Raw genomic sequence first — 23,694 nt, forward strand, 5'->3', positions numbered from 1 at the left:
TCTGCTTAAACACTCAGCACTATACCCCCCCCCCACGCCTATTTGCAAGCCAAACGAAATATTTGGAAATATTTATTATTTACATTGATAAAAGCACTGTAATTGCAAGAAAATTTAGGATTATTTCCCCATTTTACGGCGTGTTGCAGTAAATAATAAAAACCGGGGCGCGAATTAACACACCCCGGTTTGTAAAAGTTACAAAAACTTAAAGCTTTTCACTCAAGCTTTTGGATCAGTCTTTCATCTCAAACAATCGGCTCCACTTGGTTGAATCCAAGCTCCACAGGAGTTTCACGTCCAAAGATGGAAACCAACACCGTAAGCTTCTGAGTTGTAGGCTCCACGTCCGAAACCACAGCTGCCATCGTTGAGAATGGACCATCAGTAACTGTTACCTGATCGCCAACCTTGTAAGCAACCTCAACCTTACGCTTACGTGCTGCAGCCGGCTTATCGCCAGCATTCTTCAAAGCTTCAGAAGCAATCATCGGAGCCATCATTGATACAACTTCCTTGCGGCTCAATGGTGCAGGCTCTCTAGAAGGACCAACGAAACCAGTCACGCCTTCAGTCTCGCGCACAATGCGGCGAGCGTTCTCATCCGGCCACATGCGAATCAACACATATCCTGGCACACGCACGCGGGTAATAACCTTCTTACCCTTTTCCGTATGCTTCTCGACTTCTTCCATAGGAACTTCAATCTGGAAAATCTTATCTTCCAAACCAAAGTTCTGCACGCGGGATTCAACGTTAGTTTTTACGCGCTTTTCGTAACCAGAATACGTGTGAAGAACGTACCACTTGCCTTCCAAAGTGCGAAGTTTCTTAGAAAATTCTGCTACAGCGATTGCGCCGGCATCAGTTGGGTCGGCTTCGTTCGCATCGTCAGCATCAGTAGTTTCATCAGCATCGCTAGTTTCGTCAGTTTCGTTAGAAACATCAGCAACACTGTCAGCAGCAGCGCCATCAGCTACATCAGCTGCAACATCAGCAGATTCCTCATCCACATCAGCTTCAACGGACTCGCTAGAAGCAGCAACTTCATTATTCACAGCTGATTCGTTTGCTTCGTCAGCATCATGAGAAGCAAAAGCCTCATCAGCTTCACTTGCTTCTTCGAAATTGAATTCATCAGTCATCTTGCATACACCTTCAAAATTTCAACTCAGCCAATTTCAACTCAGCCGAACAGCCACATTACGGACTTACCCAAACCGAAGTCCATGCAGGTGACGAAAGCCATCAAAAATACAACAAATATGAAAACTGCAGACGACCAAGCAAACAACTCTTTGCCATGAGGTGCAATAACCTTGCGCGTCTCGTCAATAGTTTGCTTAACGAACATGCCAATACGCACGAACAAGTTATGCTTTACTGCTTTCTTAGTACTGCGTGCCTGCGCCATGCTTGAATCCTTCGTGTAAAAACTTGAACAAAAAACTGGCAGGGACGGCGGGACTCGAACCCACAACCTACGGTTTTGGAGACCGTTGCGCTACCAATTGCGCCACATCCCTAAGGTGAACTCGCTCATCATACCCCAAAAGGAACGAAATAGCAAACCGCCAGATAGACATACTATCTCATGGGCATGATTTCGTTATATCGTCGCACAAAAAGCGAGTGTCGCATTGTGCAACGGCAAGCAAGTTCTTATTTTGCAATACATACTTGCTTAAGCTTCAACCCACTTCTTCATGCGACGCATGCCCTCAGCAAGCTGGTCGTCAGCAAGAGCGCAAGAGAATCGCAAATAGCCAGGAGCACCAAAAGCTTCTCCCGGAACCGCAGCAACATGCGCTTCGTCAAGCAACATTTCAGCAAATCGAGAAGAAGTATGCGGCAGTTCGCGCTTCTCGCCAAGCGGACGCTCAAGCAACGCCTCAATGTTAGCAAACGCATAAAAAGCGCCGTGAGGAAGAGGGCAAGTAACGCCGTCAATATTGTTCAACGCTTCCACAATTGCTTTGCGTCTAGCATCAAAAGCCTCACGCATAGTGGCGACCACATCCAGCGAACCGCCGACTGCAGCAATTGCTGCGCGCTGTGAAATATTAGAAACATTAGAAGTCATATGGCTTTGAAGCTTAATTGCAGCTTTAGCAACATCTTCCGGCGCCACCATCCAGCCAACACGCCAGCCAGGCATTGCGTAAGTTTTAGCAACACCATTCAAAATCAGCAGCTGCTCGCGAATTTCCGGCACCTCGACGCCAATATACGAAGTCGAAATGCCGTCGTAATGCAAGTGCTCGTAAATCTCATCAGAAATAACCCAAATATGGTGTTTTACAGCCCACTCGCCGATTGCGCGAATAGTTTGCGCGCTCCAAATAGCACCTGTAGGATTCGAAGGCGAAGTTACGATAATTGCGCGCGTGCGTGAAGTGCGAGCGGACTCAATTGTCTCAACATCTGGCTCAAAACCGCGATCTGCACCTGCCAAAACCGGCACAGGCACGCCGCCTGCAAGCTTTACTGCTTCCGGATAACTCGTCCAATACGGAGCTGGAATAATAACTTCGTCGCCATCATTTAAAAGAATTTGGCAAGCTTCGTACACAGCTTGCTTTCCGCCGTTTGTAACTACGACTTGATTTGAGGAAACTTCGTATCCGGAATCTCGCTGCACTTTACGAGCAATTGCTTCTCTAAGCTCAGATAAACCTGCAGTAGCAGTATAACGATAGTTGCGCGGATCTTTACACGCTTGTGTTGCAGCATCAACAATGTAAGAAGGAGTAGGAAAATCTGGCTCTCCTGCACCAAAGCTTACGACGTCAATTCCGTCAGCTTTCATAGCTTTTGCCTTGCCGTCTACTGCCAAAGTTGCGCTCGGAGCGACTCGGTTAATACGCTCGCTTAATACGCGCCAATTTTCTGAGGATGAAGTTTCTGCAATATTCTCTGCCATGATTTACAGTGTAACCTTAAGCCGCGAAACGGGCGAAACAAGCGAAACTGTCGAAAACACCAAACCAACCGATGAAATCGACAAAACACAAGCCGCTAGCAATTACACAAGCACGAGATTATCGCGATGAACCACCGGATGCGCATACTGACGGCCGAGTGATTCTTCAAGCTCATCGCTCGTACGCCCCATAATCTCCGGAATTTCCTCCGCGTCAAAAGCAACCAAACCCTTAGCCAAATGGTTACCCTGCTCATCGTCAATCCACACAGGATCCGTCGCCGAAAACTCGCCGCGCACGCCAACAATACCAGCCGCAAGCAAGCTCGCGCGACCTCCGCGAACCGCCTTCGCAGCACCATTATCAACAACCAAAACTCCGTGCGGATGCGAAGCAAAACCAATCCAAAGTCGCCTTGAAGAATCGCGCGTATGCACCGGCGCAAACACAGTACCAACAGTATCTCCAGCCAGTGCCGGACCGGCATTTCCAGCGCAAGTTAGCACAGTTGGAATTCCCGAAACTGCAGCAACATGCGCAGCTTCCATCTTCGTCACCATACCACCGGTACCTACGCCCGAAACACTTGCGCCAACTTTCACTTCTTCAATCGCGCGCGTCACATCTGGCACAAAACTCACACGTTTAGCACCCGGTTCACTAGGCGGTGCAGTATAAAGAGAATCCACATCCGTAAGCAACACAAGAGCTTCCGCTCGCACAATATTTGCTACAAGAGCTGCAAGACGGTCGTTGTCACCGAATCGAATTTCGTTGCTAGAAAGTGCATCATTTTCGTTTACTATTGGGATTACGCCAAGCTCAAGCAAACGTAGCATTGTGCGTTGCGCATTTCGGTAGCGCGACGGCGAAATAGTAACGTCCGCCGTAAGAAGCATTTGTCCGACTCTGAAACCAAATTGCGAAAATGCTGCTTCGTATTGAGCCATAAGCAATCCTTGGCCAACTGAAGCCGTTGCCTGCTGAGTTGGCACATCTTTAGGACGCTCATTAAAGCCGAGCAAACCAAATCCAGCTGCAATTGCACCAGAAGACACAAGCACAATGCGAGCACCTTGCATTTGCGCGTGACTTATTGCAGTCACAAGAGCGCGCAACTTTTGCACATCCAGCTGCCCAGACGCGCTCGTAAGTGAGCTTGAGCCAACTTTTACAACGATTGTGCGCGCCTCACGAATTGAACACCGAACCCCATCTTCGGTAAGCTCAATTTCTGGATTATTCATAAGATTCCCCTTGACCTTGATTTTTCTAGTTTTTCTGCTCTTCTCCACGACCAAACAAACTATTTTCATCATGGCGATCGTCATCCACAGAAGGATCCGCCCAGTGACCCGACTTTCGCTCAGCCATCATCGCGTCTCGAACTGCGCTCTTTGCATCCATCATGCTGTGATAATCTCGTCTACGCTCAGCATTCGTGCGCCTTGCTCCGCGAGGATCGTTCGCTTCGATTCGCAAATCCTTGCCACGCGCACCCAAGTTAGCGCCGTCCAATCCTTCTGCACCGGCAGCGATACTTGGATCCCAGTCGAAGCAAACCATATGATTCCTAGTGCCAATACGAATTTCGTCTCCTGGACGCGCGCCCTTCTTGCGCAATTCATCCTCAACGCCAAGCTTTGCCAAGCGATCCGCCAAATAACCAACGGCTTCGTCGTTGTCGAAATTCGTTTGTATAACCCAGCGCTCAGGTTTTGCGCCAGTAACAGTGAACCAAAAATCACCATTCCTGTCTTCCTCGCGCTTAATTTCAAAGTCTGCACTATTTCCACGTCCATCATCGCGGCGACGACGCAAAGCTGAAGTCTGCTGCTCAAGAGGCTGAATGACAACACGCTCTTCTTCACGCGCTGCTTCCTCGGCAGCGAGCTTCTCGCGCATCTTTTCAACCAATCGTCCAAGCGCAAAACCGAGCTCTTTCAAGCCTTCGTGAGACGCGGTAGAAATCTCAAATACAGTCAATCCCATTTTTTCAAATTCACCGCGTACAAAATCAGCCAATTCTTTAGCTTCAGGCACATCGACTTTATTTAGCACAATAATGCGCGGACGCTCTGGAATTGGGATTGCACCCAACGGAAGCTCAAGCTTATCAGCGTATTGCGCAAGCTCATGCTCAAGAGCGTGGTAATCGCTAATTGGATCGCGATTTGGCTCCAGCGTTGCGCAATCGATTACATGCGCAATAATTTCTGTGCGCTCAATATGACGCAAAAACTCAAGACCTAAGCCTTTTCCTTCGGAAGCTCCTGGAATTAAGCCTGGAACGTCTGCAATTGTGTAGCGATAGTTGCCGAAGCTTACAACACCTAGGTTTGGCACCAAAGTAGTAAACGGATAGTCAGCAATTTTCGGCTTAGCTGCACTAATTGAAGCAACTAAGCTTGATTTTCCTGCAGAAGGGAATCCAACTAAAGCTACGTCTGCGATAGACTTGAGTTCCAAAATTACATCGCGTTCTTCGCCAGGCTCGCCTAAAAGCGCGAATCCTGGGGCACGACGAGTTTTGTTTGCGAGTGCTGCGTTGCCAAGACCGCCGGCACCCCCCTGCGCCACAACGAATTTGTCTCCAACATGTTGCAAATCCGCCAAAACTTCGCCAGGTCGCTTTTGAGAGCCTGCGGCACCGCGTGCTGTAAAAACAACAGTTCCAACAGGCACCGGAAGCACTAAGTCTGCACCTTTTGAACCGTCTTTAGTGTCACCTAAGCCCATCGTACCGTTTTCTGCAGTACGGTGAGGCATGAAGCGGTAGTCAAGTAAGCTGTTTGCGTTACGATCAGCTACAAAAATAACGGAACCACCGTCACCGCCATTACCGCCATTTGGACCTGCTAATGGCTTGTACTTTTCGCGACGAACTCCGGCAGATCCGTTTCCACCATCTCCGCCTTTTACATGCACTGTTATTCGGTCTACAAAATCACTCATACTGCTACCTTACTCGAAGATAAACACTTAAATTCTCGGGAACATGCGAGAACAAAAAAGCCGCACCGAACGGGGGTGCGGCTTAAACGTTTTATTGTCGACTTATTGTCGAATCTGTTTAGGCTTAGCTAAGATTCAGGCGGTAACAACGTCAACAACCTTGCGGTCGCGACGAATACCGAACTTCACATTGCCGTCCACCAAAGCGTACAGCGTGTGATCCTTGCCCAAAGCAACGTTCTGACCTGCGTGGAACTTAGTGCCGCGCTGACGAACGATAATGTTGCCAGCCACTACAGCTTCACCGCCAAACTTCTTAACACCAAGATATTGCGCTTGTGAGTCGCGACCGTTGCGCGAGCTAGACGCACCCTTCTTATGTGCCATCTCACTGTCCTTTCAGGTTTATAACACCGTCAATCAGGCGATGGCCGTGATCTTGACGAGAGTCAACTTCTGACGATGACCCTTGCGACGAGCCACACCAGTCTTGTTCTTATACTTCATAATGCTAATCTTTGGACCTTTGGCTTCGTCGTTCAAGACTTCTGCCTTCACCGTGATCTTAGCAAGATCCTTGGCACTCAAGGTTACCTTAGCACCGTCAACAACGAGCGCGACCGGGAATTCCACGGTATCGCCCTTCTTTGCATCGAGACGGTTCACGAGAATGGCGTCGCCAACCTCGACCTTCTCTTGATGGCCACCGGCCTTCACAATCGCGTACATAATTCGTTCCTTAGCTCAATTGAAAGCTTACTTTTGCCTTGCGCACAGCAAAACACGCGCGGCAAGACACCGACTATCAAAAATACACCTACCCATGTACTAACGTCAAGTCGCTAGATTCATGAGTCAATGCAGACAATATTCAATATTGTACTCAAGGCATATACTTAGTCACTATTCAGAGGCTCAATCATCACTTTCTGTAGTTTCTTGCATAATTTCCTGCGTATTATCTTGCGCAGTTTCCTGCATAGTTTCTTGCGTAGGTTGCTCCGCAGTATACTCAGCAATCTCTTGCGTAGTATCCTCTAAATTATTTTCAACTAAGTCTTCAGAAGTTTTATCCACTTCACTAGTTTCCGCGGTTTCGCCAGCATCCGCAACTTCGCTAGTTTCATCCGCCTTAGAAGATACAGACTCTTCATCAGAATTCAAAAAATTGCTATACTGCGTTTCTTCTTCAGATTTATGAGCTGCGTCAGTAATTACAGACGCGGCAGCTATACGCGCTAACTTAGCTCTCACTTCCGCACTAGAACCCTGCTGCTTAACAGGCGCAGGCTGTTCCGTTGCGCTTCCGTGACCATACTTGTTTGTTTTAACAAAAGGATCTCCGCCCTTAAGCGCGTAAGGATCTGCATATTCCGAAGAAACAGTAGGCTCATCGTGCAAAATAAACCCACGTCCCTTGCACGTTGGACACTCTTCAGAGAACGCTTCAACTAAGCCTTGACCAACGCGTTTACGCGTCATTTGCACAAGACCAAGAGACGTAACTTCAGCAACTTGATGCTTCGTGCGATCCCTAGCCAAGCATTCCAAAAGCCTACGCAAAACTAAATCGCGGTTCGCTGGCATAACCATATCGACATAATCGATCATGACCATGCCACCAATATCGCGCAAACGAAGCTGGCGCGCAATCTCTTCAGAAGCCTCCAAATTACAACGAGTAACCGTTTCTTCCAAAGACTTACCACGCCCAATAAATCGTCCAGTATTCACATCGATCGTAGTCATTGCTTCCGTACGGTCAATCACGATAGAGCCACCAGCCGGCAAATAAACCTGACGCTCCATACCCTTACGAAGTTGACTATCAATCTGCCACTTATCGAAAACGTCCTTGCCTTCATGCTCAGCAGGATCCCAATATTCAACCTTGCTGCGCAAATCTGGAGCCATCATCTCAAGATATTCATCAATTCGCTGACGCACTCCCTCGCCTTCAACAATAAGCTTTTGGAAGTCATCGTTGAAAATATCGCGCACGACACGAATTGCCACATCAGGCTCACCCTGTAACAGCTTAGGGCGCTTTCCATGCAAGTATTCTTCGCGCTTAGCTTCAATGCGCTCCCACTGCTTAACAAGCGAATCTAAATCTTTTTCAATCGACTCCTCGCTTGCGCCGTCAGCAGCAGTACGAATAATAACGCCCATATCTTTTGGTGCAATCTTCGACACAATAGCACGCAAACGCGAGCGCTCTCGATCCGAAAGCTTGCGACTCACACCGGTCATGCCGCCAGATGGCACAAGCACTAAGAAACGCCCTGCAAGAGTTACTTGCGAAGTCAATCGAGCACCCTTATGCCCAATTGGATCCTTAGTAACCTGCACAAGCACAGGATCACCAGACTTAAACGCAAGCTCAATCCTACGAGGCTGACCTTCAAGACGAGCCATATCCCAATTAACTTCGCCTGCATAAAGCACGCCATTCCTGGCTTGACCAATATCTACGAATGCCGCTTCCATGCTTGGAAGCACGTTTTGAATGCGCCCAAGATAAATATTTCCAACAGTAGCAACTTCTTGAATATCAGAAACATAATGTTCTACAAGAATATTGTCTTCAATAACGGAAATTTGCGTGTGGCGATCGCGCTCACGAACAACCATTAATCGTTCAACATTTTCGCGACGAGCAAGGAAATCTTGCTCCATAAGAAGGTTCTGACGGCTACGCTCACGTCTATTATCTCTACGTCGTTGGCGCTTTGCCTCAAGTCGCGTAGAGCCTTCAATATCCGTAATTTCGTCTATATACTGCTGCTTGCGCGAGCGGCGAGAAGTTAAGTCATCCTCGTTCGCATTAGTGTAGTCGGATGACTCTTCCTGAGAAGACGCGGAATTTGCGTCATCGGAGGATTTAGAACGGCGGCGACGACGGCGACGCGTATAAAGAGTTTCTTCCTCATCTTGCTCACGAAGTTCTTCTGGATCTGGAATTAAATCGCGATCTTCTTGAGAAACTTCATCTATTCTTGCGCGTTTTGTGCGAGAATTCGCGTCATCGTCAATATCATTAGAAATATCGATGTCAAAATCGCGGCTTTCGTTGCGACTTTCGTTGCGATCAGCGCGAGAGCTACGACGGCGACGACGGCGACGCGTAATCATTATTTCATCGTCATCGTTGCCATTATTCGCATTATAATCGTCGTTTATACCTCTGTTATCGCCTTCGTCACTGCTATTGCGGCTATCTCTGTTATCTCTGATATTGCTACCATCTCTGCTGCCTACTGCACCATTTTCATTTCGAGCGTCATCATCATTAGAGATGTTATTCGACATATTGCGACGATTAGAACGCCTATTTGAAGCATTTTCCGCAGATAAAATATCGCTAATATCAAGAGTTTCATCGATGCGCGTATCAATGGGAGCATAAACAATATTGTCGTATGCAAGATCCTCTTCAATTTGCTCAACTTCAGCTGCAGCACGTCGCTCAACAGCATTCAATCTGCGAGAACGGCGAGAACGCTGGCTTTTGCGAGTTTTTTCATCGCGATCATCTTGCGAATCCTGAAAATTCTTAGCGTACCCAGAATCTTGAGAATACATAGAATGACTTGTTTCACGCGATGTTTCACGACTATTCCCTCTGCCACTATCACGCTTTATTTCGCTTGAATTCTCACGTCTTTCAGAACGTGACTTGCGTTCGCTACTATCACGGCTATCATGACTATCGCGACTATCACGGCTATCGCGGCTGTTGCGTCCACCGCGCCTTCCGCGAGAAATATCACGTAAATCATCACGCAAATCATCATTCAAGACATCACGCGAGTTGTCACGCAAGTCATCACGCGAACTGCTGCTTTCTTCACTACGATTGTTCACTACCTTAGGAAGAACTGGCTCCTGGAATAGGAGCGAAGTTATCGGGCGCGATTTAACAACATGCGGCTCAGAATCCTTCGTACTAGAATCCTCAACTTTTAGTTCCATTGCTTCTCCAGCCGCACCGGCACCACGAGTAACTCGTCGACCGCGACGGCGACGCGTAACGCCAGAGCTTTGCTGCAAAGTATCGCCGGCAGCTATATTACTTTCCGCAAAATCTGTAGATTGCATTATTCCGGACATTTCCGCAGAAGTAGCGGTTTTAGACACAGTTCTACTATTTTCAGCTTCAGATTCATTGAAGCGTTCTCTTATTATTCTGGGCACTATGCTCCTCACGAGACGCTGCATCGCCTCGCATCCCTGGCTTTAAGTTGAGCACGCACGTGCGCGAGCCACCCCAAAGCTCTTTACAAAGTCTAGCTGCGCGACAGCGGACGCCAGCCTCGGAAAACGCTCACGAGGGGATCGACGCCATCGATTGCCTGGCGGCTTGCAGTGCCACCGCTCTCTAGTATGCCATATTGCCGAGTCAAATATATGACTCGTTGAATATTAAAATTTGCATCGCTGTTTTAAGCCAATTAGCAGTTACTAAAAATTCCAATAATTTCAAACTCATCCATAACGCACATAAAAGTTGCGTATCTCTCCTATAGTTACAGCATAGGTTCGCACGCATGCAATTTGCGTGCAATTAACGAATTTTGGAGGCAAGAAATGGGCTTAATCAGCGCAATGCAAGGCTTTTGCGTAATTGGCATTGTTATTGCTGCAGGCTATGTTACTGCTCGCATGCGCGTTGGCGGTTCACAGGCTCAAATGGTCCTAAATCGCGTAAGTTTTTTCGTTTCCAGCCCTTGCTTAATGTTTGCAATACTTTCTAAAGAGCCTATTTTTGAGATTTTTCACTCTTCGATTTTTGTTGCATTCTTTTCTGCAATGCTTGTTGGAGTTGCGTTCGTGCTGCTTAATCGCTTTTGCTTCCATCTTCCTGCAGCCGACTGCACTGTAGGTGCTCTCAATTCTCTTTATTTAAATTCCAACAATATTGGCTTGCCGGTTGCGACTTATATTTTGGGAAATCCTGCGCTTGTTGCTCCGATTTTAGTTATGCAACAGGCTGTATTTACTCCTGTTGGTTTGACGGTTCTCGACATTACAACTACTGGAAAATGTTCGCTTAAACGCATCGCTCAGCAGCCTTTAAAACAGCCACTTTTAATTGGTTCGCTTGGTGGAATTATTATTTCTGCAATTTCCGCAAAAGTTGGCTACTTCCCTGTTCCTAATTTTCTTTACGATCCAATTAAGATGATTGGCGATTCTGCAGTTCCAATGATTTTAATGGCTTTTGGAATGTCGCTTTACGGAAGCAAACCTTTACGAAAAGATTCCAATCGCGCTGCTATTGCCACTGTTGCTGTGCTAAAAAATCTTATTATGCCTGCAATTGCATTTTTGCTAGCTTATTTTGTTATGGGTTTTCGCGGGGCGACTTTGTATGCGTGCGTTGTGCTGGCGGCACTTCCAACCGGTCAAAACGTTTACAATTATGCTGCGCGCTACAACGTCGGCTTAAGTTTTGCGCGCGACGGCATACTGTTTTCTACTGTCACTAGCCCAATTTGCATAGCAGTAATCGCCGCTATTTTGGGGTGATTAATCCGCGCGCAATCGTAGAACTTTGCAATCACAACACTTTGTAATCATCTTGCTTTTTGAGCAAGAAGCAGTTTGCATGCTTCGCGCACAACATCCCCAATCTTCACACCCTGCTTATCCGCAGAAGCTTTTAGAGCATCAGCATCTTCAGCAGATATACGAAAAGTTATAGGCAACATAGCTTCTTTGTAAAGAGGCGGTCTGCCGAGCGGCTTTTTAATACGCAAATTACCAGCTTTACCGTGATATTTGCCTTTTTCAGCATCACTTTCCCATTTATCAAGCATTTCATCAGTGACATCAACGCCACCTTCACCACGAAAATTAGCCATAATCACTCCTACCTATCTTCTACCAAAAATTTGTCTAATTTCTTCTTGACTAAATCCCATTTCAGCAAGAAACTTTTTAGTTGCAGGCACTACATGAAAAATAATCCATTCCCCATCTTCGCCCTTATATGCAATAAGTTCCGTAATAACTCCGCGAGAATCCCAAGCAAATGAAAGCATCTGACTAGGCTCATATTCACCTTGCCTGGGAAGCTCGAAGATTCTCATTGTCAATAAAAGCGGAAAGAGCTCATATTCACCTTGCCTGGGAAGCTCTCTACAAGATGAGTTCCACATATTTATTACTTCAGTTTCGCTGAACCAAGGTCGTTTTCGAATAACTCTAGGATGCACTAAAACCTTCATAAATATTATCTCCCAACTCTCAATACTTTCGTATACGAAATATTATCACATTGTGCCAGAGATTATCAAAATATGGCTAATCGAACTAATAAAAGCATGCAAAAAGCCTAATGCAAATTGGCAAAAGTTGGAAGTCTGCTCTCAGATTCCGCAAAACTAACTCATACTTGGAAGTCTACTTCCAAATTGAAGCTACCTTTGCGCAGCTATCTTTGCACAGCTAACGAGTCGAGGCAAGAGAATCAAGACACGCGCGGAAACTGTACTGCACACGTACCAGAAGACGAGGTAAATATCAGCATTAAGTGCAGAATTAAAAAAGTGATTAAACTCAACTTTTTAACACGGAATCCAAACTCTTTATTCCAGAATTATTCAAATTCTCAAGGGATAAAATCTGCGCTCGCGCCAAATTTCTAAGTTCCACCATTCGATCTTCCTGTGGTAAACCCTTAGAAATCAAAACAACATTATAGCTTTCCATATTCGCCAATACCAGAAGTTCATTAATACTCGCCTCGTCTCGAATGTTTCCTTTTGACTTAGGATTTGCGTCTCTCCATTGCTTAGCAGTCTTATTAAACAATGCAACATTTAACAAATCTGCTTCATTTGCATACTTATACATCAACTGCTCAGAAGTCAAATCCTTCAACAAATATTCTTTAATAGCATCCGTATGAATCTTGTAATTAATCTTCGAAATCTCACGGTTCAAATTCCAATTCAACGAAAGCCTGGAACCCTCATCAGATTTAAGTCTTTGATAATCTTTGATAATATATAGTTCAAATTCTGCTGAGATCCAAGCCGCAAACTTAAATGCTATATCTTTATGAGCGTAAGTTCCGCCATTCTTACCAGATTTGGAAACTATGCCAATAGCATTTGTTGATTCTACCCATCTTTTAGAAGATAAAGTAAAAGCATTAGAACCAGCCTCATTCTTAAAGGAGTCGAATTCGACCCCTTTAAAATTAGGATTGTTAATACTCTCCCACAATCCCAAGAACTCAATAGTATTCTTCACTCTCAGCCAGTTTTTAACAACATCTTTAGGCTCTTCTTTGTTTTTATATCTCGCAATATCGGTTAAACTAACGTAATCATTCCTAAAATCTTCCGTATAAACCTGAATTGTAAAGCCTTTTGCTGTAATAATATCTTTTTTAATATTTGATGCATTAGACATAATTGCCCCCTAATATTTACGCAAATTTACGCAATTAGTTGCTTTATTTGATTTGTTTACTTTATTTCTATGCGCTTAACACAAAACCCATGAATCACAAGCAAAATTACAAAATCAAGCACAAGCCACAAAACATCTAACAACTAGCAGAAAACTAGCATGCACCAGCGCATAAGTAGTATTTTATAAGATTTCATAGATTAAAAGCAACGCAAACACGTAGATAAAATAAAAAAGTTAAGTCCCAAAACAATACTCTAAATAAAATTTCGCAAGTTGGAAGTCTACTTCCAAGTTTAGTGCAAAATGGCAAAAGTTGGAAGTCTACTTCCAAATTCCGCAAAACTAACTCATACTTAGAAGTCTACTTCCAAATTGAAGCTATCTTTGCGCACTTACCTTTGCGCAACTAGCGAATCGAGGCAAGAGAATCGAGACGAGCGCGGAACGACGGCCAATCAGTGCGCATTGCCGTAAGCAGCTTCAGCTTAGGCACGTCGTCAATCGGCATCCACTTAATTTCCATACTCTCGTCGTCGTGCGCGCAAGGATCCACACTATGCCCCGGCTTTTCAAACGCAAAAACCGTTGTATAACACCAATTTCCATGATCTTCGCGGTAAGCTCCAACAACTTCAATATCTCCCGAAGTGATATTTGCTTCCTCGAAAGACTCACGCAACGCGCCCTCAATCGCGCTTTCTCCGTCGGAAATTGCGCCACCAGGGATGCCCCAAGTGCCACCTTCAGCGCTCCAAAGAGCACGATGTTGCATCACAACGTGCGTCACGCGACCAGTTTCAGCATCTCGCCTAGCAAGCAGCACTCCAGCAGCTCCGTTATGACCCCAATGTCTGCGGCCACAATCGCAATGCACCCAGCCATCTCCCGGCTGATGCACATTTTCTTTAGGCACTTCCGTGGAAGTCGGATCATTCTTTTCGCCAGTTTCTTCCAAGCTTTCCTTATTCCACAAATCCGGCCAAGCGTATCCAAGCTCCGAAACCATTTGTCTCAGCAGCGGCAAGCTGATTCCAAGAACACCGTGAGGATCTCCATTAATGCTTTCAATAAAAGCTCCGCCAAAACCTTCTAACGTAAAGGATCCTGCCACTTCCAGAGGCTCACCAGTTGCTACATACGCGCGAATTTCCGCGTCATTCATTTGCGCAAAAGTTACGCTTGCATGACTTGTTTTGCAAATAGTTTTGCCGGTTTTTGCGTCGATTAAGCAGTGACCAGTCCACAATTGTCCCGTTTTTCCACTCATCTGCTTGATTCTCTCAAATGCCACTTCAGGAGTATGCGGCTTTCCGTAGCACTCACCATCGAGTAAGAACATGGAATCGCAGCCAACAATCAGCACACCGCTACAATCATGAGAAGATTTACTCGTATATGCAAAATCGTGAATATCGAAAGTTTTTGTAGGAACAGTAACGCCTGAAAAATCGCGAGTTTGCGCCGTATCTACGTTATGCGTTACGTCTGATTGCGAATCGCTTGCTAAAGCATTACCAGCAGATTCAGAAGATTCAGATCCCGCAGGTTCAGCTTCCAGCGGATACCCCACAACTAAATCGCCACTAGCCGAAGCAGCCGCATCCGCCACACACTTCCACGCATGGTACACAGCTTGAGCTTTTGCACGAGCCAAAATAGAAACTCGCTGCTCAACGTTCAACTGCTCAACGCTCGTACCTCGCTCACTAGCGGCATCACGCAAAGCCGCCGGCTCATCCACTTCGCTTACGTGAATTACCGGAATCACGCCAGCGGCCGCCAAAACAGCCCTACGCGCTGGAGACTGTGAGGCCAAAATCAACGAAACTGTCATACCTTACCCTTCCCTTTTACAACTTCACATAGGTTATTCGCGAGTTATTGCAACGCCAATAGAATCAACCTGCACATGCAAAACACGCCAGCCAGCACGCGAAAGCCACGGCTCAGCAATCGCGTCGATTTTTTGAACCGCACTCTTATTGCACTCAGCGTCTCCTGCATAAAATACAGCAACGCACGATCCTGCTCCCGAAATCGCTGCAGCAAAACCATGCTCGCGCAACGTTTCCACTAGCTTCCATGAATCTTTCATAAGATTTGCACGATACGGTTGATGAAGAGCATCTTGAGTTGCTGCAAAAAGTAACGCATTTCTCGAAATATCAGATTTTATTGTGCCTAATTCATTTTCAGAATCGCTATTTAACTCACCAAAAGCAACCGGTAGCATTGCAACTCGCGACACGTTAAATATTGCGTCACCATACGGCACTTTTGCTGGAAGCGCGCGCCTAGCAAGCTCTGTAGAAAGCTCGAAATCAGGAACAAATACAGACACGGAAATATCTTGCGAAACTTTGTATCGCACAGTATGAAAACCGGTAGAAAGCGGAGTTTCACAATCTCCAGCCACGCGCACAGAACCTTTGCCTTCCCCAGCATCAAGCTTCCAGCTCATCGTTAAACCGCCAAAAACTGCAGGAGCAACATTGTCTGGATGACCTTCAATTGCGGCCGCGATTTCGAAAATTGCTTCGCGATTAAGCTCACCTTCGTGCGCAAAAGCCCAAGCAGCAGCAACTGCAGCAACAATCGCTTCTGCAGAAGAGCCCATACCGCGCGCTTGCGGAATCCGATTATGCGCTTCTAACGTAAATCGCAAGTTTGGCAGACCAAATATTTTGCAAGCTTTGCGAAAAGTCGCTACAACTAGATGCGTTTCATCTTTTGGAAGCGTATCCTCGCCTTCGCCGTGAATAATTACGCGCACGTTTCCAGCATAATCAAGCGAATTTTTAGAATGATTATCATCCAGAGTAAAAACTAAAGAATCCGCATAATCAAGCGCAATACCGGCTGTATCAAAACCAGAACCAAGATTTGCGCTAGTCGCTGGCACGCGCACGGAAACACTGTTACACACTGGCTTCATACGACCACCTGCAGCTTCTCTACTTTATAACGCGCAAAACTAGCGGCTTTCCACACACAACATCCAACTTCTGCAAATCCTCACAAATAGCTTGAACTGCAGCTTCCGAACATTCGCGCACAAGCACGCGCACACTGCCAGGTCCACCAAGACCGCACTGTGGGCAATCCGAATCAGCTTCAGTTTGCGCATACTTAGCTTGGCACGCCGAAGCCAAACGTTCAGCTGCAACGCCATGATCTACAAAAACATCCATAACTTCGCTGCACAAAGCCAAAGAAGTATCTTCCATATTGCAACGAATCACAAAATCCGCTCTAGTCTGCTCGCTAGAAGCCGGCACATACTTGTTATACATTGGCACGCCAAAACCTGCGCATCCACGCACAAGATTTCGAGCAGCACTAACAACATCTCCAACAACAGCACTTGCAGTTGGAGCACCGCCGGCACCGCGTCCGTAGAACATCAAATCGTCCGCAGCCTGCGCCTTCACAAACACAGCATTAAAACTGCCGTGAACCGACGCCAAAGGGTGCTCCGCACCAACAAGCGCCGGATACACATTAACACTTACTCCGCCATCCGATTTTGACTTACCATCGCAATGCCTTTCGACTGCTGCAAGTAGCTTAATTACACGCTTTTCCGCGCTCGCTGCAGCAATATCTTCAGCAGTAATCGCGCTAATTCCTTCAACGGATACATCGTCAATACTTACTGGCATTTGGAATGCAAGAGTTGCAAGAATCGCAGCTTTATTTGCAGCATCGAAACCTTCAACATCTCCGGTCGGATCTGCCTCAGCATAACCCTTTTCTTGAGCTGCGTGCAAAGCCAAATCAAAATCAAGTCCACGCACAGTCATTTCGTCAAGAATATAGTTGGTAGTTCCGTTTACAATTCCGAAAATTTGCGTAATTTTGTCACCAATAAGCGACTCTCGAAGCGGTCGAACAATAGGAATCGCTCCTGCTGCAGCCGCCTCAAAGTACAAGTCAACTCCGTGACTTTCTGCACACTCGTATAATTCCGGACCAAACTTCGCAAGCAACGCTTTATTTGCAGTAACAACAGATTTTCCGTGGCATAGCGCACTTTTTACAAAAGTATGAGCCGGCTCAAGTCCGCCAATAAGCTCGACTATAATATCAATGTCTTCGCGAGCGCACAAAGAGGCAGTGTCTGTAGTTAGCAAATCACGCTTAATCCAAGGCGCATCAACTTCTTCCGGGCGTAAGCATGCAACTGCTGCAAGCTCAATTTCAGCGCCAGTTCGCTTCTTAAGCTCATTGAACTGTTCAACTATTAGTCGCGCTGTTTGAGACCCAACAGTTCCAGCCCCAAGTAGGCCTACGCGAATAGTTTTAGTCGACTGATTGCTTTGCATAACTTTCGCCTCCTTCGTTGATTTATTTTATATTTTATTTTTATGCGATTATTTTTTACTCGCTTTTACACAAATAACATTAGCAAATTAAGAAGTATTGAAATAATCAAAAATGCTATTACTCCAACAGTTCCGTACAATGTTTTGTTGCCAGCTTTATTCGGAAGTTCTTGCGGAGCATTGAAGAATACAAGATACTTGCGGCGGCGAACTAGCAAAACCACGCCTACTATAAGCATGGCAATCATAAACATCCCATGAATTCCAGCTAGAATAAAACCGGTTGGCAGTCTAGTTAATTCCTGACGAGACATCTTTTCTACGTCAATCATATTTCCGCTTGCATCAACCAGCTGCTTTTCCAACCACATTGCAACTATGCTTCCTTGGAAATTCACAATCATATGAAGAAATATGCTGTAGCTCAACTTGGACGTACGAATATAAATGTAGCCAAAAACAAGTCCAAGTCCAAATGCGTAGAAGAATTGGAAAATGTTCATATGGAAAAGCGCGAAAGCAAGTGCAGAAAATACAATAGCTCGCTTTTCTCCGTACGCGCGCAAACGAGAAAGCAGCTGTTTTCTAAAAAGCCATTCTTCCACAATTGGCGCAAGAATTACCACGAATATGAAGGTTTCCCACATATTTCCCGCTGCAATAGTGTCTGATACGCGATTTTCTGCTTTGCCACCGCTAAGAACTGTTGCTAGGAAAACGCCAACTATATTACCAATGTACATAATCGGTATGCACACAGCAAAGAATCCGCCAAATTGGCTAAATTTCATAGAGAATTGTCGGGTTTTTGCCGCAGGAACAGTGCGCATAATAAGCATTGCGATTGGCAAAGCGACTAAATACTGCGAAATATCCGACACAAGTAATGTGTTAAGAGAGTCGCTTAGCATGCTCTTAGGTACAAACTGTGAAGAAAGGACTCCAAGAACATAGGCAACAGCAATCCAAACTACGAGGAATACGCATAAAGACATGCCAATAGTTCCTTGACGTTTGCGCGCTAACAAATAAGTGTCGTCGCGCCATGAATTTTGCAAATCTTGCATACTTATTCCTTTTTATTGCTGCTTTTGCTGCTGATTTAATTGCTGCTTTTTGTTTCTGCTTTTGTTTCTGCTTTACAGTTGATTAAATTATTTCAAAACGCCTTCAATAAGCTTTGTGATTAAATCGCTGTAGCTTATTCCAGTTGCTTCCCAAGCTTTTGGATACATGGAGATTGGCGTAAATCCAGGCATCGTGTTGATTTCGTTAAGAATTACGCGACCATCTTTAGTTACAAAAGAATCTACGCGACTTAGTCCCCGCCCATCTGCCGCTTTGAACGCTGCAAGCGCCGTTTTGCGAACGCGCTCTAAAGTTTCCGCTGGCAAGTTTGCTGGAACTTCAACGTGCGAAGCTGCGGAATCCATGTATTTGCTGTCAAAATCGTAGAACTGGTCTTCACCAGCCTCGCGCTTGTCTAGCACAACTTCTCCAGGCCAGCTTGCTTTCGGTTCTTCGCCGTCGCGAGCTGCAAGAACCGCGCACTCAATTTCTCGAGCGTCAATTCCCTGCTCTACTAACACTCGCCAATCGTGCTCTGAAGCCTCAAAAATAGCTTCTGCTAAGGCTTTAGCATCGCGCGATTCAACTTTTGTAACTCCAAAGCTAGATCCTGCGCGGCTTGGCTTTACAAAAAGCGGATACTCGAGTTTTGCTGCTTCAACTTGAGCAAGAATTTCTTCTGCGTATGCATCAAAGCGATTTTCCGCGTCGCTTGCAAACTTGCGCGCATCAAGTGCAATTCCAGGAGCAACATTAATTCCGGCAGCTTTAAACAGTTGCTTTGCATAGTATTTATCCATGCACGCAGCCGAAGCCAACACTCCGCAACCAACGTATGGAACTTGCATCATTTCTAGCAAGCCTTGCAAAGTGCCATCTTCACCGTTTGGACCGTGAAGAACTGGGAAAACTGCGTCAATATGACCCAAACTTGTAAGTGTACCGTCATTTTCGCGGGCTAAAAATCCGTCTGCGCCTTTGGCAGGGTCTAGCACAACATCGCGCGTTCCAGCAGTTTTTGTTATTACCGGAAGCTCTCCTTCTTCCATACGGAAGTTTCGCGGATCTTCGCCGCCAACAATCCATTCGCCTTGTTTTGTGATTGCGATCCGCACAATGTCAAAACGATTTTCGTCTACAGCACTGAGCACTCCAGCAGCAGATATGCAAGAAATCGAATGTTCGTCTGCCTTACCGCCATACAAGAACACTACACGCTTTTTCGTCATTTTTTTCCTTTATATATTTTGAATTATTCTAATTATTTTGGACTAGTTTTGATTATTTTCGCAAACGCTACTTACTCTTCGCAAACGTCGTCGTCGAAAAGCATTGCGAGCATTTCTTGGCAGGAGATTCCTTCTTCAAGCACGCGAGCCATTGCACTTGCGAGCGGAGTCGCAACACCCAAACGCTTGCCCATTGCAACTACTGCGCTTGTAGTTGGCACGCCTTCTGCAACACCATTGCTCACAGCTGTTGCTTCTTCAACGCTCATGCCTTTACCAAGATTTGACCCAAAAGTGTAATTTCGGCTTAGAGGAGATCCACAAGTTGCAACTAAATCACCAAAGCCAGCAAGACCTGCAAAAGTGCGCGAATCTGCGCCTTCCGCAACACCCAATGCCGTCAACTCTGCAAGACCGCGCGTTTCAATCATAGCTGCAGTATTTTCGCCATAACCTGCACCTCGAGCCATACCAACTGCGAGCGCAACCACGTTTTTAAGCGAGCCACACATTTCTACGCCGATTACGTCTGTTGACACAAATGCTTTAAAGTAGCTGTTTGAGCATGCTTTTGCAACTACTTCTGCCTGAGATTTTTCTGCGCAAGCAACTACTGCTGCAGCCGGGTGGCGAGATGCAACTTCCTTGCTCAAGTTTGGTCCGGAAAGTGCAGCAAAACGGTTACGCGGTAAGTTCAAAGCTTCGCACACGACTTCATCCATGCGCTTTCCAGTTGTGCGCTCAATGCCTTTCATCAGCGAAACAACGATCGCATTTTGTGGAATCAAACCCACAAAACCTTCCAACGCAACGCGAGCAAACTGTGCCGCAATCGCCACGACTACAATATCCGCATTTGCAACAGCCTCTGCTCGATCCCCAGTTGCAGTCATGTTTTCTGGAAGTTTTTCTACGCTAGGCAGACGCACGCCATTATGATGATGATCGCGAATTCCTTCAACAATTTCCGGCTCTATTGCCCACATTGTCACTTGATTTCCTGCATCCGCAAGTACTTGTCCAAACGCAGTTCCCCAAGCACCAGCACCCAACACCGTAACGTTCATGTTTTACGTCCTGCCTTTCGGTTGTGAGTTTTATAAGCTACTGTATAGCTATTTATTTGTAATCACACTATTACATAATTCTACACATGCCGCTTTACGGGATTTATAAAAGATACTTTATTTTATTCTTCTGTATATTTTTTATTCTTCCGTAACGCGTTTCATCTGCCTGTAATCGAAGTATCCTGCAGGAGATTTTTCTCCACGAATTTCTTCCATAATCTGCGTCATACGCACACGCACGCGACGAGCCAACTCTTCAGCAGATTCAAGAGGAGGTAGCTCTCCCCAATTTTCGCTTCCCTGCAGCAAGTCGGAATAATCGAGTTGGGTATCGTAGCACATTACAACATTTTTCTTTGGCCACGGCCACCAGTGGTTAATGCTTGCAGCACCCCACACAACAGCGCAAAATAGCGGAATCTGATGTCCGAGTCTACGCGATGCTTCGAGAGCGATTATTCCAACTCCGGGCTTCATGCTCATCGGCCATTTTTTAGGATCGCGCGTAACTGTTCCTTCAGGCCATACACTTAAAGGTCTGCCATTTGTGAGAATTTTAATAGATTCTTCTTCTATTTCTCGCGCTTTTCCGCTTCTGCGAGGAACCGGCTGCATGCCTACAAACTGAAACCATTTGCCTAAGATTGGCCAGTGAGCGAGTTCCGCTTTTGCCATGTAGCGCGGACGACGACCTTGGTGGAATAGTGCAGTCATAGGTATGAAAACGTCAAACATCGTCACATGCGTGCAAGCTGTAATAAACACGCCTTCTTCTGGCACGTTTTCCAATCCCCACGCGCGTACTTTGCAGCGCGAACGCAATACGCGCGACGTTCCTTCTAACAATCTTTCAGCAGCCTTAGGATTTTGCGCGTCAATTTCTGCCTGATTTGGCTTACGTTTTCCTGTTGGATAGTAATACGTTGGATCAACTAAATTGTGTTTACTTGCTAAAAGCTTTACTTGCTCATCACTGAGTGGTTTTACTGCACTTCTTGGCGAAGGTTTTCCTTTTGATACCATGCTTTCTATTGTGCAGCATGCTATAAACCTACGCTACGACCTACTTTTGCAATCAACCCATGTTTAGGAGAGCACGCCCAAGCGAGCACGAATAGAGCGGTTGCTACGAGCACAATTGTTCCGCCTGTTGCTGTATCAAAGCTCCACGAAATATACATTCCAACAATCGAAGAAACGCAACCAATAACAGGAGCTAAAATCATCATCCTAGATAGCCGATCGGTAAGCAGTCGCGCAGTTGCAGCAGGAGTCACAAGCAGAGCAAGCACAAGCACGTTTCCAATAATTTGCACGGAAACAACTACAGCGATAGCCACTAACACGTACAACATTCCATCTAACCATGCAACTGGCAATCCCATTGCGCGCGAAGTTTCTCGATCCATCGATACGCACACAAGCTCTTTGTGGAACATGCATAATATAGCCAAAATAATCAAACCAGTAAAAGCAACAACAGCAATATCTGAATCAGGAATACCTGTAATCGAGCCAAACAAGAAGGATTCCAAAGAGCCGGCGTAGCCAGATGCTTTAGAAATAATCACAATTCCAAGAGCGAAAGCAGATACGAAAAATACGCCAATAAATGAGTCTTCGCGAAGCCTGCGATTTTGGCTAAAAATAGATACGATTAGCGCAGTTGCAACTCCTGCGAGTGCTCCTCCAAATAGCAGATTCCCTTGCAATACGAAGGCTATAGCAAGTCCTGGGAATACTGAGTGAGCTACAGCATCTCCAATAAACGCCATTCCTCTAAGTACTACGTAGCATCCAACTACACCGCAAATTACGCTAGAAAGGCACGCTACAATAAGCGCTTTTAGCAAAAACCAAAGGTCTGGATTTGTTAAATCTTGTATAAATTCTATTGGAGATAACATTACTCTTTCACCACACTTTCCTTACCAACGCGCTCAACTGCTTTAATAAGCGGATTTTGCGGAGCTACGTGGAAGGTTCGTACCCACTGTTCTGTTTGCAAATGTTGCGGCTCATCGTCGCCCACAATAGTGCCATCAAATAGCATTATTCTCGAGCATGAGTTAATTGAACCAATAATATCGTGCGAGCTCATGAGAATTGCTTCACCAGAAGCAGACAATTTTAAGAACAAATCGGTAAGCAGCTCCTGAGTAGGCATATCAAGTCCAGTAAACGGTTCGTCTAGCAAAAGTAAACGCGGCTCTCCAGCCAATGCTCGCGCAACAAGAACGCGTTGCCGCTGACCTCCAGAAAGTTCACCAATCGTGCGATCTTGGAAATCAGCCATTCCTGTGCGTTCAAGCGAGTTTAATGCGATCTCGTAATCTTCTTTTTTAGCACGACGAACGTAACCAATATGACGAATCCTACCCATCATCACTACATCTAAAACAGAAAGTGGGAAATCCCACGCAATATCGTGACGTTGAGGCACGTATCCAACGTAAGATACGCGAGAATTAAGTTTCGCACCTTCCATATGAGGAGCACGCACTTCGAGTTTTCCAGTATGCGGAATCAAACCCATAATTGCACGAAATAGCGTTGTTTTACCGGCACCGTTTGCGCCAAGTAATCCCACGAATTCGCCACTATTAATGGTAAAAGAAACATCTTTTACAACAGCGCGATTCCCGTACGAAATATTCAAATTTTGTGCGCAAATTACTGCATTTTCTTCCATATT

21 protein-coding genes and 1 tRNA gene are annotated in these 23,694 nt (G+C 45.9%); 1 reads left to right on the forward strand and 21 read right to left on the reverse strand.

What is annotated here, in order from left to right:
* Window positions 1-248: 248 nt before the first annotated feature.
* The 9 genes from nusG to HXT57_RS05570 form a co-directional block, all read right to left on the reverse strand.
* Complete coding sequence (nusG, locus tag HXT57_RS05530) at window positions 249-1,145, reverse strand: transcription termination/antitermination protein NusG (protein WP_410311055.1); 897 nt, start codon at window positions 1,143-1,145, stop codon at window positions 249-251.
* 41 nt (window positions 1,146-1,186) lie between these two features.
* A complete protein-coding gene (secE, locus tag HXT57_RS05535) occupies window positions 1,187-1,414 on the reverse strand; it encodes a preprotein translocase subunit SecE (protein ID WP_004106254.1) in 228 nt (75 codons plus the stop codon).
* A gap of 36 nt (window positions 1,415-1,450) precedes the next feature.
* Window positions 1,451-1,526 (reverse strand) — tRNA-Trp (locus HXT57_RS05540).
* A gap of 158 nt (window positions 1,527-1,684) precedes the next feature.
* The gene (locus HXT57_RS05545) at window positions 1,685-2,923 is read right to left on the reverse strand and encodes a pyridoxal phosphate-dependent aminotransferase (RefSeq protein WP_076003075.1); all 1,239 of its coding nucleotides are present in this window, start codon (window positions 2,921-2,923) and stop codon (window positions 1,685-1,687) included.
* 102 nt (window positions 2,924-3,025) lie between these two features.
* On the reverse strand, window positions 3,026-4,171 hold the full coding sequence (gene proB, locus HXT57_RS05550) for a glutamate 5-kinase (RefSeq protein WP_421783508.1): 1,146 nt from the start codon (window positions 4,169-4,171) through the stop codon (window positions 3,026-3,028).
* A 25-nt stretch (window positions 4,172-4,196) separates the two neighbouring features.
* Window positions 4,197-5,879 carry a GTPase ObgE gene (obgE, locus tag HXT57_RS05555; RefSeq protein ID WP_421783510.1) on the reverse strand — a complete coding sequence of 561 codons (1,683 nt, stop codon included), beginning with the start codon at window positions 5,877-5,879 and terminating at the stop codon, window positions 4,197-4,199.
* Between the two features lie 135 nt (window positions 5,880-6,014).
* Window positions 6,015-6,266 carry a 50S ribosomal protein L27 gene (gene rpmA / locus HXT57_RS05560; RefSeq protein ID WP_004106248.1) on the reverse strand — a complete coding sequence of 84 codons (252 nt, stop codon included), beginning with the start codon at window positions 6,264-6,266 and terminating at the stop codon, window positions 6,015-6,017.
* Between the two features lie 33 nt (window positions 6,267-6,299).
* Entirely contained in the window at window positions 6,300-6,608 is a 309-nt protein-coding gene (rplU, locus tag HXT57_RS05565) for a 50S ribosomal protein L21 (protein WP_004111933.1), read from the reverse strand.
* Window positions 6,609-6,794: 186 nt separating this feature from the next.
* On the reverse strand, window positions 6,795-10,076 hold the full coding sequence (locus HXT57_RS05570; protein ID WP_064621513.1) for an Rne/Rng family ribonuclease: 3,282 nt from the start codon (window positions 10,074-10,076) through the stop codon (window positions 6,795-6,797).
* A gap of 393 nt (window positions 10,077-10,469) precedes the next feature.
* Between HXT57_RS05570 and HXT57_RS05575 the strand changes: the two genes are divergently transcribed.
* Window positions 10,470-11,411 (forward strand): AEC family transporter, encoded by a 942-nt coding sequence (locus HXT57_RS05575; protein ID WP_004109142.1) that lies wholly within the window; start codon window positions 10,470-10,472, stop codon window positions 11,409-11,411.
* 47 nt (window positions 11,412-11,458) lie between these two features.
* On the opposite strand, the gene HXT57_RS05580 is transcribed toward HXT57_RS05575, so the two are convergent.
* The 12 genes from HXT57_RS05580 to HXT57_RS05635 all read right to left on the reverse strand — a co-directional run bounded on the left by HXT57_RS05580 (window position 11,459) and on the right by HXT57_RS05635 (window position 23,691).
* On the reverse strand, window positions 11,459-11,746 hold the full coding sequence (locus tag HXT57_RS05580; RefSeq protein WP_004109139.1) for a hypothetical protein: 288 nt from the start codon (window positions 11,744-11,746) through the stop codon (window positions 11,459-11,461).
* A 12-nt stretch (window positions 11,747-11,758) separates the two neighbouring features.
* Window positions 11,759-12,112: a hypothetical protein gene (locus HXT57_RS05585; RefSeq protein WP_421783513.1), complete on the reverse strand. Its 354-nt coding sequence runs from the start codon at window positions 12,110-12,112 to the stop codon at window positions 11,759-11,761.
* 331 nt (window positions 12,113-12,443) lie between these two features.
* The gene (locus tag HXT57_RS05590; RefSeq protein WP_421783514.1) at window positions 12,444-13,304 is read right to left on the reverse strand and encodes a KilA-N domain-containing protein; all 861 of its coding nucleotides are present in this window, start codon (window positions 13,302-13,304) and stop codon (window positions 12,444-12,446) included.
* Window positions 13,305-13,713: 409 nt separating this feature from the next.
* A complete protein-coding gene (locus tag HXT57_RS05595; protein ID WP_012914485.1) occupies window positions 13,714-15,141 on the reverse strand; it encodes a Maf family nucleotide pyrophosphatase in 1,428 nt (475 codons plus the stop codon).
* A gap of 33 nt (window positions 15,142-15,174) precedes the next feature.
* Window positions 15,175-16,242: a homoserine kinase gene (gene thrB, locus HXT57_RS05600; protein ID WP_076003080.1), complete on the reverse strand. Its 1,068-nt coding sequence runs from the start codon at window positions 16,240-16,242 to the stop codon at window positions 15,175-15,177.
* Window positions 16,243-16,261: 19 nt separating this feature from the next.
* Entirely contained in the window at window positions 16,262-17,632 is a 1,371-nt protein-coding gene (locus tag HXT57_RS05605; RefSeq protein ID WP_421783517.1) for a homoserine dehydrogenase, read from the reverse strand.
* Between the two features lie 65 nt (window positions 17,633-17,697).
* Window positions 17,698-18,699, reverse strand: a complete 1,002-nt coding sequence (locus HXT57_RS05610) for a CPBP family intramembrane glutamic endopeptidase (RefSeq protein ID WP_421783519.1) — start codon at window positions 18,697-18,699, stop codon at window positions 17,698-17,700.
* An 87-nt stretch (window positions 18,700-18,786) separates the two neighbouring features.
* Window positions 18,787-19,929 carry a D-alanine--D-alanine ligase family protein gene (locus HXT57_RS05615; protein WP_415692832.1) on the reverse strand — a complete coding sequence of 381 codons (1,143 nt, stop codon included), beginning with the start codon at window positions 19,927-19,929 and terminating at the stop codon, window positions 18,787-18,789.
* Between the two features lie 71 nt (window positions 19,930-20,000).
* Window positions 20,001-20,996: an NAD(P)H-dependent glycerol-3-phosphate dehydrogenase gene (locus HXT57_RS05620; protein ID WP_415692833.1), complete on the reverse strand. Its 996-nt coding sequence runs from the start codon at window positions 20,994-20,996 to the stop codon at window positions 20,001-20,003.
* Between the two features lie 141 nt (window positions 20,997-21,137).
* Window positions 21,138-22,022, reverse strand: a complete 885-nt coding sequence (locus HXT57_RS05625; protein ID WP_421783522.1) for a lysophospholipid acyltransferase family protein — start codon at window positions 22,020-22,022, stop codon at window positions 21,138-21,140.
* 20 nt (window positions 22,023-22,042) lie between these two features.
* Entirely contained in the window at window positions 22,043-22,906 is an 864-nt protein-coding gene (locus HXT57_RS05630; RefSeq protein WP_421783524.1) for an anchored repeat-type ABC transporter permease subunit, read from the reverse strand.
* Entirely contained in the window at window positions 22,906-23,691 is a 786-nt protein-coding gene (locus HXT57_RS05635) for an anchored repeat-type ABC transporter ATP-binding subunit (RefSeq protein ID WP_421783526.1), read from the reverse strand. Before HXT57_RS05635 ends, HXT57_RS05630 begins: the two co-directional genes overlap by 1 nt.
* Window positions 23,692-23,694 lie beyond the last annotated feature (3 nt).

The organism is Gardnerella sp. KA00771 (assembly GCF_049244045.1).
Lineage (GTDB): Bacteria > Actinomycetota > Actinomycetes > Actinomycetales > Bifidobacteriaceae > Bifidobacterium > Bifidobacterium swidsinskii.